The organism is Flavobacterium sp. 25HG05S-40 (genome assembly GCF_052654735.1).
On record NZ_CP199750.1, the window covers coordinates 3,132,203 to 3,149,193 of the forward strand.

The 16,991-nt window shown below is 39.8% G+C and carries 20 protein-coding genes; all 20 read right to left on the minus strand.

Features of this window, described 5'->3' with window-relative positions; all coding sequences use genetic code 11:
• Positions 1-42: 42 nt before the first annotated feature.
• On the minus strand, positions 43-1,518 hold the full coding sequence (locus ACULEU_RS13610; protein WP_445453106.1) for a hypothetical protein: 1,476 nt from the start codon (positions 1,516-1,518) through the stop codon (positions 43-45).
• A 212-nt stretch (positions 1,519-1,730) separates the two neighbouring features.
• On the minus strand, positions 1,731-1,940 hold the full coding sequence (locus ACULEU_RS13615) for a hypothetical protein (protein WP_445453107.1): 210 nt from the start codon (positions 1,938-1,940) through the stop codon (positions 1,731-1,733).
• A 289-nt stretch (positions 1,941-2,229) separates the two neighbouring features.
• On the minus strand, positions 2,230-2,601 hold the full coding sequence (locus ACULEU_RS13620) for a hypothetical protein (RefSeq protein ID WP_445453108.1): 372 nt from the start codon (positions 2,599-2,601) through the stop codon (positions 2,230-2,232).
• A gap of 2 nt (positions 2,602-2,603) precedes the next feature.
• Positions 2,604-2,972, minus strand: a complete 369-nt coding sequence (locus ACULEU_RS13625; protein WP_445453109.1) for a hypothetical protein — start codon at positions 2,970-2,972, stop codon at positions 2,604-2,606.
• Complete coding sequence (locus ACULEU_RS13630; protein WP_445453110.1) at positions 2,969-4,057, minus strand: DNA cytosine methyltransferase; 1,089 nt, start codon at positions 4,055-4,057, stop codon at positions 2,969-2,971. The genes ACULEU_RS13625 and ACULEU_RS13630 overlap by 4 nt, the downstream gene beginning before the upstream one ends.
• The gene (locus tag ACULEU_RS13635) at positions 3,951-4,592 is read right to left on the minus strand and encodes an ASCH domain-containing protein (RefSeq protein ID WP_445453111.1); all 642 of its coding nucleotides are present in this window, start codon (positions 4,590-4,592) and stop codon (positions 3,951-3,953) included. The genes ACULEU_RS13630 and ACULEU_RS13635 overlap by 107 nt, the downstream gene beginning before the upstream one ends.
• Entirely contained in the window at positions 4,589-4,795 is a 207-nt protein-coding gene (locus tag ACULEU_RS13640; RefSeq protein ID WP_445453112.1) for a hypothetical protein, read from the minus strand. Before ACULEU_RS13640 ends, ACULEU_RS13635 begins: the two co-directional genes overlap by 4 nt.
• A gap of 54 nt (positions 4,796-4,849) precedes the next feature.
• Entirely contained in the window at positions 4,850-5,221 is a 372-nt protein-coding gene (locus tag ACULEU_RS13645) for a hypothetical protein (RefSeq protein ID WP_445453113.1), read from the minus strand.
• Entirely contained in the window at positions 5,200-5,421 is a 222-nt protein-coding gene (locus tag ACULEU_RS13650) for a hypothetical protein (protein WP_445453114.1), read from the minus strand. The genes ACULEU_RS13645 and ACULEU_RS13650 overlap by 22 nt, the downstream gene beginning before the upstream one ends.
• Before the next feature lie 3 nt (positions 5,422-5,424).
• Positions 5,425-6,240 (minus strand): DUF5131 family protein, encoded by an 816-nt coding sequence (locus ACULEU_RS13655; protein ID WP_445453115.1) that lies wholly within the window; start codon positions 6,238-6,240, stop codon positions 5,425-5,427.
• A 2-nt stretch (positions 6,241-6,242) separates the two neighbouring features.
• A complete protein-coding gene (locus ACULEU_RS13660) occupies positions 6,243-6,725 on the minus strand; it encodes a CAP domain-containing protein (protein WP_445453116.1) in 483 nt (160 codons plus the stop codon).
• A 2-nt stretch (positions 6,726-6,727) separates the two neighbouring features.
• Positions 6,728-7,336: a hypothetical protein gene (locus ACULEU_RS13665; RefSeq protein WP_445453117.1), complete on the minus strand. Its 609-nt coding sequence runs from the start codon at positions 7,334-7,336 to the stop codon at positions 6,728-6,730.
• A 2-nt stretch (positions 7,337-7,338) separates the two neighbouring features.
• Complete coding sequence (dnaN, locus tag ACULEU_RS13670; RefSeq protein ID WP_445453118.1) at positions 7,339-8,457, minus strand: DNA polymerase III subunit beta; 1,119 nt, start codon at positions 8,455-8,457, stop codon at positions 7,339-7,341.
• Positions 8,458-8,475: 18 nt separating this feature from the next.
• Positions 8,476-9,852: a PcfJ domain-containing protein gene (locus ACULEU_RS13675; RefSeq protein WP_445453119.1), complete on the minus strand. Its 1,377-nt coding sequence runs from the start codon at positions 9,850-9,852 to the stop codon at positions 8,476-8,478.
• A 6-nt stretch (positions 9,853-9,858) separates the two neighbouring features.
• Positions 9,859-10,545: a PcfK-like family protein gene (locus ACULEU_RS13680; protein ID WP_445453120.1), complete on the minus strand. Its 687-nt coding sequence runs from the start codon at positions 10,543-10,545 to the stop codon at positions 9,859-9,861.
• Positions 10,545-13,067, minus strand: a complete 2,523-nt coding sequence (locus ACULEU_RS13685) for a DEAD/DEAH box helicase family protein (protein ID WP_445453121.1) — start codon at positions 13,065-13,067, stop codon at positions 10,545-10,547. The genes ACULEU_RS13680 and ACULEU_RS13685 overlap by 1 nt, the downstream gene beginning before the upstream one ends.
• Before the next feature lie 62 nt (positions 13,068-13,129).
• Complete coding sequence (locus ACULEU_RS13690) at positions 13,130-13,459, minus strand: hypothetical protein (protein ID WP_445453122.1); 330 nt, start codon at positions 13,457-13,459, stop codon at positions 13,130-13,132.
• A gap of 9 nt (positions 13,460-13,468) precedes the next feature.
• Entirely contained in the window at positions 13,469-14,986 is a 1,518-nt protein-coding gene (gene dnaB, locus ACULEU_RS13695; protein WP_445453123.1) for a replicative DNA helicase, read from the minus strand.
• Positions 14,987-15,835: a DUF4373 domain-containing protein gene (locus ACULEU_RS13700; RefSeq protein ID WP_445453124.1), complete on the minus strand. Its 849-nt coding sequence runs from the start codon at positions 15,833-15,835 to the stop codon at positions 14,987-14,989.
• 4 nt (positions 15,836-15,839) lie between these two features.
• Positions 15,840-16,988 (minus strand): DEAD/DEAH box helicase, encoded by a 1,149-nt coding sequence (locus tag ACULEU_RS13705; RefSeq protein ID WP_445453125.1) that lies wholly within the window; start codon positions 16,986-16,988, stop codon positions 15,840-15,842.
• Positions 16,989-16,991: the final 3 nt, after the last annotated feature.

Here is a 16,991-nt window from a genome sequence, read left to right on the forward strand (position 1 = left end):
TAGTAGTTTTGGATTTAACGGCATAAAAATACACCAAAACTTTTATTCTGCTGAAGCAATTTCTTCTAAGTCGTCTCCAAGGTTCAATTCCGGATAGTTCTCTTTGATTTTCTTCGGATCGCCTTTGTAGAACACCAATACATTCTGGTGCATCTTTCCAACCTTACGGCCACCGTTGAACTGTCGGCGCACACGAATGGCCAAACTACCTACAACGTTAACTAGGATAACTTCATTGTATAATTCCATTCCGGCTTCACGGAATGCTTGGATTGTATCGCTGACAAAGTTGTAATAGAAGCCGGACTTCTTATCGCGCACATCACCCACAACGAATGCAGCAAATCTATCATCCTTCAGCTGGGCAACAGATTTCTTTATGATGCTGAAATATACTTCCTTGAATTGAGCGTAAGGCATATTGGAAAGGTCGTTCGGGTCGTCGCTGTACTTCTCAAGGTCAGCGTATGGAGGACAGCTCATAAGGAAGTCGGCAGCCATCGAAAGACGGTCCAACACTTCATTGCTATCTCCGGTTATCCAATTCACATTCTCCAGGCTTAGGATTGATGCTTGTTTTCTGTTGGCTTCTACTTGGTCCTCACGCAAATCAATTCCCTCGTATGGATATCCAAGAACTCCGGCCACAACACCTCTAACAGAACCACCGGCAAAAGGGTCAAGTACAGAACCTCCTTCAGTACAGAACCACTTGTACAGAAGCTCACACAATACCGGGTCAAAGATGCTGGCTCCTTCGTAAACGTGAAGGCCTTTCTGTTTGGCATAATCAATGATTTCATCCCACGTTGGCTCACGGTGCAATGACTCGCGCATTTTGTTTCGTAGTTCATAAATGGCCGTCGATTGTCCGCTTTTAGCAATTAGCTCGACATCCTCTCGGGTTTCTTGAGAATTGAAGCCAAGCGATATCCATTTGCGTTTCCGGTCCTGCCATACGCCGGAACGAGTATCGAGTATCGAGAACGGTGGGAAGATGAAACTATCTTTTAGAGATGAAGGAGTAATCTTTTCGGTTGATTCTCCAAACTCGCCCTGGTGCAATAGCGCTTCAAATTCGAAGCTATCAAACTCCGGGATGTTCAAAATGTCCTTCAGGTCGGGAAAGTTCAAATCGAATGTCTGAACGAATTCGAGTAATCCTTGTTGGGTTATCTTCGCATAGGCCGAAGAATACACCAGCACCAATTCGGCTGCCTCCTGCATGTTCTCGCAATCAATGAACGTGGCCGGAAGAAGTTCCGGAACATCAAACTCAGCTTCGGCAACCTTTACCAAATCAAGATATCGGTGTCGGCCATCCAAGCAATACAAAACGCCGTCATTCTCCCAAACCTTGAACGGATCAACAAAGTTGTATTTCATAAGCGATTCCAACAGCTTTGCATCGCCATTGTTAATCCATTCTTTGAAGTTGTCCTGTTGGATAAATTGAAGTTTTCGCCAGTTTATTGGTTCGGTTTTGAGTACTCGGGATGCGATAGTTTGGGAGGTCATAAAGTGCAATTATTTTTTCTTTGGTAATATTATGAAACAAATGTAGCAAAATATGATACATAATAGCAATATATGATACGATAAAAAAACCGCCAATTACAGGCGGTCATTTGTTAATTTGTTGATAATCAGTTATTGTTTACACATCGTACACTTTCCATCTTTGAATAGCTGCATGGAGAAACAGCGTTTGCAGTACTTGAACATGGTTTTTAGTTTTGTAATTCAAAGCGCCCATTTATGTCATAAGCGAGTGAATTGGTTATGATTTCCTCTAATTCATCGACAGTTTCTTCGTTTTCTTCGAACTCATAAGCGCCGGTTCTGATGTTCCATTCTGCATGGAAGCATGAATTGTCTAATCGGAATTGGAAGATGTTTGCATCGATTGTTGTTCTTGGTGTAAATAGGAGTGTGGCCATAATATTGCTTTTTAAATTGTTATCGTTGAGCAATATTGGGTTGACTCTTTGGAAGTATCAAGATAATTTCGACATAATTTCATCAGATTTATTAAAACATTCTGATATAAATTCCGCATGTAATAACGCCTCAGCCTTCTCTCTTGTATTTATTATTTCACTATCACATACTAAATAGGGTATCCTGGCTATTTTATACTTTCCAGACAGACCAGTGTTAACTATGTTCCATGCATTTTTTGATTGAGAATGGACAACTTTTGTTTTAATTTTTGGATTTTCCATATTATTATTTCTTTCGTTTCATTTCGGGTTTGATAGTTCGGGTCCTTTTTGGAGTGGCTGCTTTCTTTTCTTCATTCGTCATTATGATTTTCTTTGGAAATTCCATCATTCTGCGCCAGATGTGTTCTATATCGTAGTTTGGCAATAATCTTTGATACATCTTCCAATGTTCCCGGCACAACAGAAATCGTTTATTTATTGAGAAGAAACTGTATCTTCTATCCCAATATTCCGGATCAATACCATAGTCGCGTACCTTTGTTCCTCTGCAACATCCTTTCGCCTGGCAAATCCACCAAACGGTTTGAAATGGCACGTTTTCGAGTTCTTCCTTTGACATTGCCTTTAATTCGGCGATTGCTTCTTCCTCTTCCATGATTAAAATAAGCTAAGTTGAAATTGTTGTTTGAATTCGATGATGCGATATAGAACGTGGCTGTTGGCTGAATCTACTTTTGCCCTGAAGAAGTACACATCTCCAATTCTCAAATATCGGTGTGTCTTCATGCACTTTTTTACTTCTGGAATTGCACCGAAAATATCTTTTCCTGTCATGTAGCAATGTTGTTCCAAACTTGGTCCGTGATATTCATTTCCAACCTCGAGAATCATTTCTTGCGCTCTCTTTCTCCATTTTTTGGCTTCTCTATATCGGTCATTCAATATGTCGGCTGCATTGTCCATAGAGATTTGTTCCCATTGCAATGAATCTAAAACTGATTGATTTATTTCTTCTTCACCTGTCATAAATCTAATATTGGTTGATGTATTGTTACTTCGTCAAATGAGCAGTCTAATTCTGATCCGCAATTATGACAATGTGTTCTTTTATCCTGATTGTATTTAAGGCATGTTGTGCAAATCACATGGCCTTCACGTTTTCCATAAGTCCAAGTTCCTCCACGCCATGTTTCGCCAGCTTGAATTGGTGGTAAATCGGCAATTGCCTCAACTACATTTTTTATCAAATCCACTTTCTCCAGCTGGAGTGCAAATTCTTCTTCCATGTCTTCCTCGCGCACTGCAAAAAATAGCACACGTTTTCTTCTTTGAGGAACACCATAATCGGCAGCATCGTGAACCTGATATTCCATGTGATATCCAGCTTCTTTGAAAGCCTCGCGAATCCATATCACAAATGGTCCTTCTTTTTCTCCTTTCTTGCGACCTAATGAAAGTAATCCCGGCACATTTTCCATCAGCACATATTTTGGCTTCATAACCTTTGCATAGTGGATAAATCTCAAAGGCAATTGGTTTCGTTTATCAAGTTCGTCTCGTCTTCCGGCAGTAGAAAATCCCTGACATGGCGGTCCACCAATTAAGCATCCTAAATCTCCAGCTCTCATGCCTATCATTTCGAGGAACTCTTCCGGCTCAATATTCATAATATCCATTAGGAAGAAGTTAGCGCACGGCATCGGCGCTTCTACCTCAAGCCAATTGTCGGGAACACCATCAGGCCATAAATGGTTTTGTGTTTTTCCACCATCCCAACGTTTTCTGATCCATTCAATTGTTTTGGTGTCTTCTTCGTCAATCCATAAATGCGACCAGCCATTGTAACATAGATTGTACCAATAAGTCCATGCAGCATCTTTGGCCATTTCCATTGCTCCAACGCATTTCATCAACGCCATGATAAAGCCCAAAGAAAAACCTCCGCATCCTGCAAATAAGTCAACGAAGGTTGCCCTGGTATCTGGAAATTTTATTACGGTTTGATTATTCATCTTCTCCTTCACAAGCGCTGCACAAATTTTCTTCAACCCAATGGCAAGGATGTCCTGTTTTTTCAACACATTGGCCACAATCATTGTTGGTGCATCCACACACCCGGCATTTCCAGTTTTCTGATTCTTGCTGGTAGCCGGTAACACAATCAGTGCAAAACCATTGCGCCTCTTCATTTGTAATCATGTTGTCGATGTTCTCCGGTTCCTGGCATCCCTCACAAATTTGCAAAGTGATATCCGGCTCCCAGAAAGATAGTTTCCCTTTCACATTCCAAATCGGATTTTTATATTGGACCGGATTGGCCAGAACCCAGTTATAAATTTGCTTTCCGTTCACGGTTCCTTTCTCCGCCCATTGGCTCGGATGATTGATAACACAATCTACGATATCAACTTGGCCGATGATGCAGCCGAACAATTCTTCTTCCTCAGCTTCGTTTAAAGCAGATGAAATCTGTATTTCTTGAGCGGTCGCTTGGCCAGGCATTTCAAATTCAAATCGAGCCGGCTTTAATGAAGCGTGCACGTAAACTGTTCCTCTAAACTTGGTTGGCCAAGTTCGGTTTTCGATTCCTTTGATGCCTTGGACAATTAGCGATGCCCAAGGCTGTTTGATTGATACTGCTTTCATGGCTTTTTCTTTTGAAATGTGGTTACAATTGCACTCAGCAAAGCTTCATATCCTGCAAAAAGCGGTATGTAAATGAAAATCCAGAACAAAATGTTTTGCTCGAGAAACTTGGCGTTACATTGGAAGTAGCTCAGTCCAAATCGAATTAGTAAAGTGGTCAGGATTATTTTTATAGCAAAAGCTATGATGGTTGTTGCTTTCATAATTATTACTGTTTTTGGTAATATTTTTAATTATTACGGATTTCCGTAATGTTTTTATCGTCTGTTTACAGGTGCCCGGTATTTCCTTTTATCTCGATGATAATTGTAGATCAGGTTCGGCCTCTTGTAATTGTGTTGGACTGGGATAACCGGGAAGAAATCGTAAGGCTGATATTCTGAAAGCTTCAACGATTCAATCAAAGCTTCCATGCTCTCTTTAGTCATAGTGAGTTCAGCACTAAAACTTGACATTGCTTTTCCGAAATCCTCCATCTCTTTAGTTGCAGTGTGCATTAGTTCACCTATTATGGCTCCTGTAATCAGAACCACCTTTCCCTCGCGAATTAATCTCCGTAAATCTGCCAAACCATTACAGTTTGACATATCATCTCCTTCAATTAGGATTACTTTTGGTTCTGATTCCATGGCTTTAATTCTCTAATACGGTCGTTAATTTTCTCATCATTGAAGCCGTGCTCAAGGTTATATTCCTGCATACTTTCGAGCCTTTTGAGCTCAGCTGCTTCGGATTCAAGTACAATTCGCTGGATATCCTGCATCTGGCTTTCTAATGCAATTACTCCCAGTTCGTCATGTAGATAGTCAAATAGTTTCTGGTAGCTCATACGTTATTGGTTTTGGGGAAATTCTCTTATCATTAAATTTTCTGGAATTGGCAGCACCTTGTCTATTTGCTTGAAGAAATAGGGAATTCCATATTGTTTACACTGATCATGCATCCAGTATGCCCATTCAGTATTGAATGGCCTTCTGTTATGGCCACTTTCACCTCCTTGAATAATCCAATCAATCAAAACTGATACTTCAGTTTGACCTATTTTATCACTTACCAGGTCTATGGAACCTAATTGAGGTTCTATGCTTAAAAACAATTTTCCTCTGACTTGCATTAATTGTCGAACCAACTTATTGTATGTTTCCTGATTTACCGGAGAGGTGCCAAACATTACATTTTCCGGCGGATTGACTTTCCATGCTTCCGGAATATATTTGTTGATGTTGCTTGGCCGCTTCGTTAATAATAAAAACATCAAATTGGGATAAAGTCCTCTCGAAATATTGCCAAAAAAAGTGTCTCTTAAATCTCCGGTATTCATCCCCACTTCGTCCATTTCATCCAAAGGAATGATTTGTCCTTTACTGTCAACCAATGGCATCGGCTTTTCAAAAATATCCATCATTGAGCCAACAAATACCCGGTGGATTTCTCCTAATTGAGCTGCTGCCTTTTGGAAATTTGCCAAGTCTGTCCAAAACTTTCTGATTGCCTTCCGAGGCTTATCTTTTCCCCATAAATCGTTTTTGTAACGTACATCTGAAAAATATTCTGCGTAACAGTTGTCGCAGCCTTCATGCACTTTTGTACATCCCCACCATCGGTTCGCGGTGTGATGTGTCCATTCTATTTTTGAATCTTTTGCCATAGTTAAGTTGTAAAAATTACTGTGTAATAAAGTTTTGAATTGATGTCGGTTGCGGTTGCAATCCCTATGTTTAAATATTCAGGATTTCGCATGGCTTTATCGTGGCCGGGAGAATTCTTCCAGCCGGCTACTACTGAAGCAGCTGATTGGAAATTATAAGCGACGATTTCTCCAACTCGTTTGTTTGGGAATTGGTTCTGGCGCTCGGTGGCGTAGTCATGCGATGGCTTCTTTTTCTTGGCCATGTATAGCGAATGTGAGTTGGCCACGTTGTTGATGTGTTCATCAATTGTAAAAACACGTAAATCAAGATTGATTCTGTATTCGTTGATCAATCTCACAACTTCGAGGTCAAGCGGTGTTGGCTCGTAATGAGGATAAATCTTGATAACCGGTGGCTCCGATGTTTTTCTCTTTCGGGTAGCTGAGTAGACCACAAAACCTATTATGGCCACTAAGAATAAAATGTAAACTATTGTTGTCATGATTACAGGTATTTGTTAATTAATTGGACCGGAGTGCATCCATGCAATTCTGATAACTCAAAAATTGTCATGGCAATGTTTGTTTCCATTGTTAAGCCGGTGGCACTTTCAATTTCTTTGAAAAGACCGTTCTTTTTAGCATCCTTCATGTTGATTTCTGATACATCCATTGTTCCTGGAGAACATTCCCTACACCAATAATCGATTTGGTTGTCGCTTTTTTTATTGTGTGGCTCAACAACTTCCTTGTAGTATTTGTCGACCTCATCAAGTTGCAACCAGGCGATGTAATAATGGCTTCTTTTATCGTGATCATAACCACTTTGAAATGGTTTCGATACTTCAAATGGTTTGTATTTAGATTCCACAACTTCCGAGCATAGAAAGTAGTTGCATGGCAATTCGATTGGTTCCGGATGATTGTCGCTTTTAAGACAGTTCTTGAATTTCTCAAGCACGTCGGCGCGATCTTTTCCTTGGATGGACATTTCCATTTTGCGGTTTTCTCGGCCTTCTTCCCATATCCTGGTTATCAGGATAACTCCCAATCTTTCAGAGCCGTTTTCTGCTACGGCTCTGATTATTGGTTGATAGTAGAACATCTTTTTCATGGCTATTTGTTTAACATTACTGGCATTACGAGCATCAATAATTCTTCTCCTTCTTCCGGTGTTTCAGGCCTAACAATGCCGGCTCTGTTTGCCACCGATGTTTCAATGACAACGTTTACATCATCAAGATTGTTCAAAGCTTCAGCAAGAAATCGAGCATTAAAACCGATTTCGATATTTCCGGTGGCAGACTGGCATTCCAAAGATTCCTTACCATTGGTACTATAATCGATGTCCTCGGCAACCAAATTCAATTCAAGTGCCTTTTGTTTGATGGCTACCTGGTGTGTGGTTTTGTTTGAGAAGATGGAAACCCTTTTCAAACTGTTGGATAACGACAAAGTATCCACCATAAATTGGTTTGGATTGTCTTTCGGAATCACTGACTCGTAGGCCGGGTATTTCGCATCAACCAACCTTGTTTTCAATTCGTAATCCCCGAAGTTGAATGATGTATTGCTGGTATTGTATTGAATTTCCACATCATTAGCATCGGTGCCACCCAATACTCCTTTCAGAATACTCAACGGCTTTTTAGGCACTACAAAGTCAACATCATTGCTTGCGAAATGGTCCGTTCTACTGTATTTAACTAATCTGTGAGCATCGGTGGCCACGAATGTCATTCCGGTTGTTCGCATTTGAAATAACACGGCACTCATAACTGGTCGAAGTTCATCGTTACCACATGCGAAAATGGTTTTTTTGATTGCGCGTTCCAATACTTCCGTTGGCAATGTAATTGTAGAAGGGTTTTCTACTTCTTTAGCCGTTGGGAATTCTGCACCGTCATGATAAGCGATTGTATAGTTTCCGGAAGCAGAAACAATTTCTATTGAATTGTTGTCTTCCACATTCAATTCGATTGGCTGTGATGGCAGCGCCTTTAAAATTTCAATAAGCATCCTTGATGGAATTGCCAGGCTTTTTAATCCTTGACTTTCGACATCCATTTTAGCTATCATTGTGCTTTCCAAATCAGAAGCCGTTATCTTCAATAATTTGCCGTCCAGTTCAAATAGGAAGTTCTCTAAAATTGGTAATGTGCTATTGCTCGGTACTACTCCGACCAAGTACTGCAATCTTTCTAATAATTCTTTACTGTTTAATCTGATTTTCATGGTTTCTATTTTTAATTGTTATGCAGCTTCTTCCTGCGTTAATATTTTTGACTTTTCTTCATTTGACTTTTTGAATGTTTCTATAAGCTTTGAGATTTTTTTCACATTCTTCTTGATGATATCGATTATCTCGTCATGATACTCCGTTGTATTATTATTCAAACCTCTCGCTTGAATTATCTTTAAGGTTGACAGAGAAAACTCAATTGTTTCAACACGTTTTTCGCCAATCCTTGCCGACATCAATAGTATTCCCGGTTTCTTATGATAATTATTTGCATGAACACAGTGTTTTAGAACTTTTCCTTCCTGCATGACATCTGATTCTTCAATTAGTGTTACTATCTTAATGTTGCCTCTCTGCAGGGAGAAATCACTGAAGACTTCCAATTTCAATTCCTTTAAGATTTTATCTCTTGCTGCACGTTCTCTTTCTTCCTCTTGTCTAATCAGCTCTTTCTTTGCATTTTCGATAGCAACCTTTTTTTGTTTTTTGAGTACTAAAGCATTATGTGCTTGCTTCAAGTTTTTAGGAAGAATGAACTTAGGATTTCTGATATCCTTTCCAAACTCCGAGAGTAGTTGAAGATAATCGTACCAAATTCCGGCATCATTGATTTTGTATTTGTTCCGGAGCATTATTCTGATTTGTGGCCAATATCGATTGTAACTCGAATCTTTATGAATTGCATGTTCAAGCAAATTATATTGTCGTGCCTTCAATAACGTTTCTACTTTCGGCTGCATCTCGAGCCTATGAATCAATGCTCTCCAATCGCAATTATGCTTGTTAAACTTTCTCAGTCCGTATTTATCAAACCGTGGAAGGAACTCCGCTCCCGGACAATTGATATCTGAACAGAAACGATCATACTCTGTCATTCCTCCATATTGCGATTTGTTTCTCCTTACCTCGTAGTCGCTGGAAGTGAAACCATCGCCACTCCAGGTTGTATTTCGGCCAACAACCACTTTCTTGTTTTTCTCATAATCAGTCCACTCCTCAAACAAGCTCCTGAAAACATACTTCGGTTTTTGGTTTTTGTACATCCACTTCCAGCAAGCAAAGTATCTCACAACCTGGAATCGCTCTACCACCTGAACAACCGAATAGGTAATTATCTTGAGAAATTCTCCATTGTTGATCCAAATTCTTCTGAGCTTCTGTTTGCATGACGGACATGTAACTTGATGCGTTCTGTTTCCGGAATGTTTCTCCCAGAAATTTTCGCCGGGTTTCCATGTATGATTACATTCCAGACACACTAAATTTTTATAATGAGTAGTGTAATACAAGTGATGATTTGAAATTACAAAAGGCTCATGTTCCTTTGGGTTTGGAAGGGTTTTGTGTAACTTCCAAACTTCGATCTGTAGTTTCGTAGATGGTATCATAGAAAATTAAAATAAAGTTCCCTGTTCTTCTTTCTTTTCTTCAATTGCAGTTTCAGATACTGCTGGCTTAACCGTTTTTGGTTTTTTCTTCTCAAGCATTTTTTTAGTTGCTTCAGCTGTCGCCAATTCAACTGCTTTTGTTTTTACATCAGCCATATCTTCTTCGGTAAGCTTTATTTCTCCAGATTCCACCAATTTCTTTTTCTCATCTTCAACAGCTTGCTTCATCGCTTTCTCCTTGGCTTCTTCCTTCTCAGATTCTGACAATTCTACCGATCTATTAACAATTACTTTTGCATTTACTGGCTTAACATCTTTGATATCATCTTCGTCATAATAGTGGACCGCCCACCCGAAAACTTCTTCGTCAGAGTAACCTGCACAACCGCCTTGCTGAGCACATTTTACAACGTAGTTGCAACATTCTTCAAGGTTTTTGTTTTCCTTTTTGTAGGTTACTGCAAAGAGCTCATCTTCGGCAGCTCTCTTTTCGAGATAGTCCTTAATTTGTTGTTTAAATTCCTTTGATACTTTCATGATTTCTGTGTTTATTAAATTTGATTTTAAAGTTTTTCTATCTATTGGTGACCTTTCCGGGTCAAACTCTCTTTTCCAAACAACATCGTGTTTCTCGGGCTCGGCAGTAGTTATTATTCCACATTTCCGGCATCTTATTCTATATTGCTGCTCCATTAGAATTGCAAGTATTCAATTTCCTCGAAGAAGTCTTTAATGTCTTCGATGTGTGATAAATCCATTCTGTGAAACTGCTTGTAGTTGCCCATGTGATAACCATCTTGGATTCTGACTATACGGCACCAAACTTTTGTTCCGGCTCTTTCGAACACGCAAGACGGAAGCATGATTTCTCCTGTCAGCTGGTAACGTTTGTTCTTCGGATCATCTAAGAACTGATCAAGTCTTTTTTCCATCGATGGTCCGTTCGGAATGATGGCCAATAACTCGCCACCTGCCCAATGCAACATTCTACAGGCCTTCTCCAAATGCTCCATAGCTGTTTTTCCGGAAGTTCCAAACGGTGGGTTCATTGCAATTTTGTGGAACTTGTTACCGATGTAATAATTCTCGAAAGAGGTATTGTGAACACTACCATTTACATTTACCGCGAGTTGTGAAGCCAAATCATGGCTTTGCTCAACGAAATGGTTTGTTGTGGTACCAGGAAAGAATCTGCCAATTGCTCCGTGCCCAGCTGATGGTTCCAGCATATCTTCGTTTGGCTGCGGGTTTAACCATTCAACCATTTTCATTCCGAGTGGTTCCGGTGTGGCGAAGTAATCAACACCTTCACGCGATTTGTTGCCGGAAGTTTTCTTTCCTCTTGCGAAGTAGTATGTTTTGGCCTTGTCAAATTCCGATATCGTGAACAGATATTTATCTGCTTCTTTTCCTCCTACACCCTGATTAACGTTCGGCGCATCTGAATGTGGATTGTTGTAACCTTCTTTGAATGCAGTTTCCAAATCTCTGGCCAGATTGCCCATGGCCAAATTCTCAGCCGTTTTGGAACGCTCTGCGATTTTGGTTGCAAAGGCATAACGTTCTGTAGTTGTCTGCAGAGTAGGATATTCATAAATCGCATTGCTTTTAAGGCCTTCGCGATAAACTCGCCCTTCTGTTTGAATCGCCTGTGTTGGTGCTGTTGGCAATCCGAGGTTTATTAAAACCCTTTGATAATTTCCAGTTCTGTCGTGAAGTGATATTCCTTCCTGCCCGGCTTTTATTTGAACAACAATCAGATTAGTATCTGATCCATCACGGTTAAAATCGTTGATGTGTTGGCTACGGAGCCTCTTGTTTACCGTTCCATTGAATTCCTTTGCATGTGGAAAAAACATCCTCAAAGTTTCACGCACATTGATCAAGTAGTTTAACTCCAGGTCCCAGAAGAATGAATATTCATTTCGGAAATTGGATATTTCAATTTCCAAATCCTCGTTGCTGTATTCATCTTTCTCAAGGAACTCTTCAATCTCAAATTGAAATGGATGTGAAGGCAGTGAGTTATTGTAGTTGTGGAAAACAACAACCTTTCTCCCCATATCCAAGTGCTGTTTGATACGCTTGCATATCTCACGTGCCTTGATACATTCAAGCAATTGGGTAATGTATAGATGATTGTGTTTCTTGTGGATCCTGTCGGCTAAAATTGGATACTTTTTACAGAAAGCATCTTCCCAGAATAAGTCAAATCCTTCTTCAATCTTTTGGCCGATTTCAGAATCAAGATGTATAAATTCTCTTGAATAATCAAACTCCAGATTGATTTGTCGCGTTGACATCACGCCTTTTTCTTTCCATTTTTCGAAGAAGTTGCGCTCCATCAGGTTCAAATCAACACCGCTTTCCGGAACAGTGCATTTGTTATATCTCATTCGGTACCCGAAATTCTCAACCATAAATTTGGACCAGCCGGTCGGCGCATTATATTCGCCATTGTACTCCGGTTCTTCAATCGTTTCATAGATATCGAATAGGCATCCATCGGCATATTTTATTGATTTGTGATATGCAAACGGTGTAGCAGAAAGGAAAACTACTTTGGTTTTTTCCACCATTTCAGCAACGATTTGATAGTATTTATTCTCGTCAAACACTTCTCTATCGCCATCCATCGAATACAGAAAAGGATATTTTTTAACTTTCGGCTTTACCACCGATGGAACCTTCACAACTTCCTGATGTTGTTGGTAATATGCCGTGTAATTTCCTTGCTCGTTTTGATTCAGATAATGGCTTTCGTCATAAATCACTAAATCGAAGTCGCGGTTTAGAATTGCTTCATTCTGGTAGAAATTGGCGTATGTGGTAACGGTGGTTTCAAATCCCTGGTCATGGATACCATTCAGTTGATAAACATTCAAATCGAAAATGGCTGCTTCTTCTGCCCAATCAGTACACTTCTTTTGTGTCGGTACCACTATCAGGATTTCCCTTTTTCCTTGCGAATGGAAGCGCTTTGCAATGCCCAGACCAACAAACGTTTTTCCAGTTCCGGTACCGTTTGTAAAAAGATATCCTTTGCCCGATTCAAACCTGCGTTCGGCAAAACTTATATCTTCAACTTGGGTATCAAAAAGAAATGGCATCATCGTTTTTATATCTGAGTCGTGCTCTATTACTATTGGCTCTGCTTCGAGGACCTCAACCTCTTCGAATAGGAGCATTAACTGATTTTGGTTTTTGATTTTCATTATTAAATTTTCTTCAATATTGGGTTGACTTAAGTTACTTATCAAGGGATTTCTTGTTTAAGTCAGCTCGTTATTGATTCTATTTTGAATCTCACATACTCTTCGCCTTTTTTTACTTTTTCCTTTGACACAATTCCTTTTTTTATCAACTTATCATCAAATCCATATTTTTTTGAGAGTATATCCTGAAAGGGCTTGACTGGATTATCCCAATCTGAAGCCTCAGAACTGAACCCGAATTCAAGTGTTAGTACGAATGGTGGCTCAGGCATTTTTAGTTTTGGCAGCATGAATAAAAGTGCGTTTTCATAAACCGCATATTCAGGCGTTTTAAATCTTTTCCCTTTCCAGGCATCATTAACCGATAGTGGCTTTATTTGTATTTTAATCATGTTCTTTTTTTAAAATGGGACATCGCTGTCATCGTCGTTATTGGTATTATTTCCGAATGCTTCTTGAGGTGTAATTGCCGGAAGAAACTCTACTATTTTTTCCTTTATCTCTGCGGACCGGAAAAAGCGATCGGTTAAATCTTTGCCGAGGCTTTCCATATCCATGAACCTCATGTACCTCAGCTGGCATCCAACTCTCGTTACTCCGATGCTACCGTGCCTATATTTCTGCAAATCAATCTCGGCTGTGTTTACCGTTGGCGCTGCTTCTTCATCATCCCAAGTATCAATTTTGTAATACTCCGGACGGTAGATAAACATTACAGCATCTGCATCCTGTTCAATTGCTCCGGAATCACGTAAGTCTGAAAGCTGTGGTCGTTTGCTGGCTCCTCGGCCTTCGACAGCTCTCGATAATTGAGAAAGGGCTGCCACCGGAATGTTCATGCTTTTGGCTGTAGCTTTTAACGTGGCCGAGATATCGCTTACCTCATTCTCCCTGCTAAATGACTTTTTATCTTTTATGGTCATCAACTGCAGGTAATCCACCCACACCATCTTAACTCCAAACTCACGGATCAATCTTTTGGTTTTAATCTTGAATTCAATTGTCGATAAGCCGGCGGTGTCGTCAATGTAAATTGGAAGCTGGGAAAGTGTGAAAGCACATTGTTTGATATACTTCAATTCAGATTCCGACAAATCCATGTTTTTCACTTTGGTTGAGTCGATGCCGGACATTATGCTCAAGAACCTACCGATTATTTGCTCAGTGCTCATTTCCAAACTGAAGAAACCGACCGGGATTCCGGAAAGAGCGCACTCCAAAATTTCATTCAACGCAAAAGCGGTTTTTCCCATTCCTGGTCTTCCGGCCAGAATTATCAAATCGGTATTCTGGTACCCGTTCAACTTTTTGTCAAGATTTGATATCGAGCTCGGTATTCCTCTGGCTGCCTGTTTCTTTTTTGGATACTTCAAAACCTCAGTTCTGAAGTCGACCGTTTTTCCAACATTGATGAAATCAGATAATTCGCCCAGGCTTTTGAAGGCGCCATCCAGAACATCCAAACAATCGGCATCATCTTCGTATGATTCTTCAATTATCGCTGAAGAAGTTTTGATCAAACTCCTTTGGATATATTTCTGAAGAATAATCCTCGCATGAAAATCAATGTGCGCTGACGATGATATCTTCTGTGTTAATTGTATCAGGTAGAAATCACCTCCGGTCAATTCCAATTTATTGTCTTTCTTCAGCTGTGCCGATACTGTCAATAAATCGATTGGCTCATTACCTGAATACAATTTGAAAATGGCTTCAAAAATTAGCTTGTGTGGCTCTTTGTAAAAGGCATCCGGTTTCAGTATATCAATGACCTCATCAATTCCTTTGCTGTCAATCATCATCGCGCCAAGGACCGCTTCTTCCAAATCGATTACTTGCGGTGGGAGTTTTCCCTTTTCCAAGTTTATAAGCGAGGTTTTTTCAACCTTTACTGGCGTTATATTTCTGATGTTTTCCATTTAGAATTTTTCTCTTTTTAGATGATCAGTATTTTGGCTTTGATTTTTACCACCATTTTTATCGTCCGCAAACATTTTTGATTTGTTCTTCCAGCAATCGTGCATCTTTGTAAAGTTCTCAGGCCTTAATAACCAATCTGGTCGAACGCGAACTGCAGGGAGTGTGTTTTGGAAAAACAAGCCGGCCACAGCAAATTCAAAATCTTCTTTTTTATAGCCTTCTTTGATCAGGTTGTTAAAACACATTCTCTCGGCCGGAAGCAGCTTGTCAATACCTGTGGGTTTATTGTCAAAATGCTGTCTTGCTCTTTTCCAGATATCAATCAAATCATCCTCGCATATATCTTCTTCTTTACTCTTCTCTTCTTTACTATCCTTTTCTTTAAGGGTAACTTCCGCCGTATTGGCTTCTTCCTTATGAATAACTTCCGGCAATCCGGCGGAAGATTGACCTATTTTTATGCCTTTTTCCTTCAATATGTCGGAGTATTGATAAATTGGGTTCTTCCTTTTTCGGTAAGCATCCTGAACAGAATCAGAGAATTTTTGGCTAAAAATGATATTGTGTTCTTCATAAAGAAATTTGTCAATCGCACCCAATTTGGCCAAATCTGAAAGTATTTCTCTTGTGGTATTTTCATCAACTCTGAATGTGGAAACCAAGAATAAAAATGTAAACTCGTCCGTGATATCGATGAAATGGTTGTTGGCTTTTCCAAGCTGTTCTAAAAGCTTGAACCATGCAGCATACCCATCGTTACCGTATTTTGATTCTATGATGTGCATCTTCCGACCATGAACGCATTGGTGTGGAAAATAGTCGACATCTTTTCTTTGCTCTCTTGCCATTGTTTTACTTTTGAAATGGAACGTTTGTTAATTGTCGGCCATTGTTCCAGATGGCATATCTACCTTCATTATCCTGCTGTATTTTCATCGTTTCAATCTTTCCAAAGAGGTTTATGTTTCCTCCCATATCAACTACCCATGCGTTCTCTTTTGTTGGCCAGATTCTCATTGCTCTTCCTACAATCTGATAGTAAAGCGAAAGCGACATTGTGGACCGTGCCATAAGAACCGCTTCGAGCTGTGGATAATCAAAACCGGTTGTCAATACTCCAACGTTTATCACGCATTTAATGATTCCTTTTTTGAACCTTGACAAGATTCTTTCCCTTTCTTCTTTTTTGGTTTCTCCGGTAAGAACAACCGAACCAGGTATCATCTTGGCCACTTGGTTTGCTTCATCAATCAGAGAACAGAAAATCAGAAGATTTGGCTTTTTTGACAGTATGTAGTGTGCTGTTCTCGCAATTCTTGAAGGCATGTCAATTGACTTGTAATACCTTTTTAGTGATTGCGGAGTGAAGTCAGTTCCATTACTGTTCATTTCCAATTTTGAACGGTCAATTACATCGAAGGAATAGTACTCAAGTTTGGCCAGGTAACCGGAATTGAAAAGAGTGTCGTTTTGAACATAGTAAAGTACATTATCAAATATTTTAGGACTACTCCTCGTTAAGAATGTCAGCTGGTAACCTTCATCGCCCATAGAAAGTCGATAAGGGGTGGCTGTTAACCCTAAAACATTTGCATTTGGAAAAGCCTTGATGAATTCTTTATACATTCCATCTTCTGAGTTCACTAAGTGGCATTCATCGATAAGTATGTTTTTAAGACCTTTGAATAAATGCTTCTTTTTGATGATGCTGCCAATGGTGCAGAACGTAACCCTATCAATTCTTTTCTCCCCAGCAGAAGCACTATAAATAGATGCTTTGCCGTATTTGCTATACTTTTCGTAGTTCTGCTCCAGAATCTCTTTTGAAGGCTGGAGTATAACGGTCATGCCGTCAACTCCAGCTACAATTCCTGCAGTTACAATAGATTTACCTGCGCCAGTCGGTAGAATGATGATTCCATTTTCAGTGGTTGTGCTTTTAAAAAAATTGACACCTACTTCAATCGATTCAGTTTGGTAAAATCTATACTGGAAACTCATATC

Bases quoted from the DNA above. Each gene is read 5' to 3' on its own strand.
- ACULEU_RS13615 (WP_445453107.1), bottom strand. From the start codon at position 1,940: ATGGCCACACTCCTATTTACACCAAGAACAACAATCGATGCAAACATC.
- ACULEU_RS13645 (WP_445453113.1), bottom strand. From the start codon at position 5,221: ATGGAATCAGAACCAAAAGTAATCCTAATTGAAGGAGATGATATGTCA.
- ACULEU_RS13665 (WP_445453117.1), bottom strand. From the start codon at position 7,336: ATGAAAAAGATGTTCTACTATCAACCAATAATCAGAGCCGTAGCAGAA.
- ACULEU_RS13635 (WP_445453111.1), bottom strand. From the start codon at position 4,592: ATGAAAGCAGTATCAATCAAACAGCCTTGGGCATCGCTAATTGTCCAA.
- ACULEU_RS13685 (WP_445453121.1), bottom strand. From the start codon at position 13,067: ATGAAAATCAAAAACCAAAATCAGTTAATGCTCCTATTCGAAGAGGTT.
- ACULEU_RS13650 (WP_445453114.1), bottom strand. From the start codon at position 5,421: ATGAGCTACCAGAAACTATTTGACTATCTACATGACGAACTGGGAGTA.
- dnaB (WP_445453123.1), bottom strand. From the start codon at position 14,986: ATGGAAAACATCAGAAATATAACGCCAGTAAAGGTTGAAAAAACCTCG.
- ACULEU_RS13655 (WP_445453115.1), bottom strand. From the start codon at position 6,240: ATGGCAAAAGATTCAAAAATAGAATGGACACATCACACCGCGAACCGA.
- dnaN (WP_445453118.1), bottom strand. From the start codon at position 8,457: ATGAAAATCAGATTAAACAGTAAAGAATTATTAGAAAGATTGCAGTAC.
- ACULEU_RS13610 (WP_445453106.1), bottom strand. From the start codon at position 1,518: ATGACCTCCCAAACTATCGCATCCCGAGTACTCAAAACCGAACCAATA.
- ACULEU_RS13620 (WP_445453108.1), bottom strand. From the start codon at position 2,601: ATGGAAGAGGAAGAAGCAATCGCCGAATTAAAGGCAATGTCAAAGGAA.
- ACULEU_RS13625 (WP_445453109.1), bottom strand. From the start codon at position 2,972: ATGACAGGTGAAGAAGAAATAAATCAATCAGTTTTAGATTCATTGCAA.
- ACULEU_RS13705 (WP_445453125.1), bottom strand. From the start codon at position 16,988: ATGAGTTTCCAGTATAGATTTTACCAAACTGAATCGATTGAAGTAGGT.
- ACULEU_RS13680 (WP_445453120.1), bottom strand. From the start codon at position 10,545: ATGGAGCAGCAATATAGAATAAGATGCCGGAAATGTGGAATAATAACT.
- ACULEU_RS13690 (WP_445453122.1), bottom strand. From the start codon at position 13,459: ATGATTAAAATACAAATAAAGCCACTATCGGTTAATGATGCCTGGAAA.
- ACULEU_RS13675 (WP_445453119.1), bottom strand. From the start codon at position 9,852: ATGATACCATCTACGAAACTACAGATCGAAGTTTGGAAGTTACACAAA.
- ACULEU_RS13640 (WP_445453112.1), bottom strand. From the start codon at position 4,795: ATGAAAGCAACAACCATCATAGCTTTTGCTATAAAAATAATCCTGACC.
- ACULEU_RS13700 (WP_445453124.1), bottom strand. From the start codon at position 15,835: ATGGCAAGAGAGCAAAGAAAAGATGTCGACTATTTTCCACACCAATGC.
- ACULEU_RS13660 (WP_445453116.1), bottom strand. From the start codon at position 6,725: ATGACAACAATAGTTTACATTTTATTCTTAGTGGCCATAATAGGTTTT.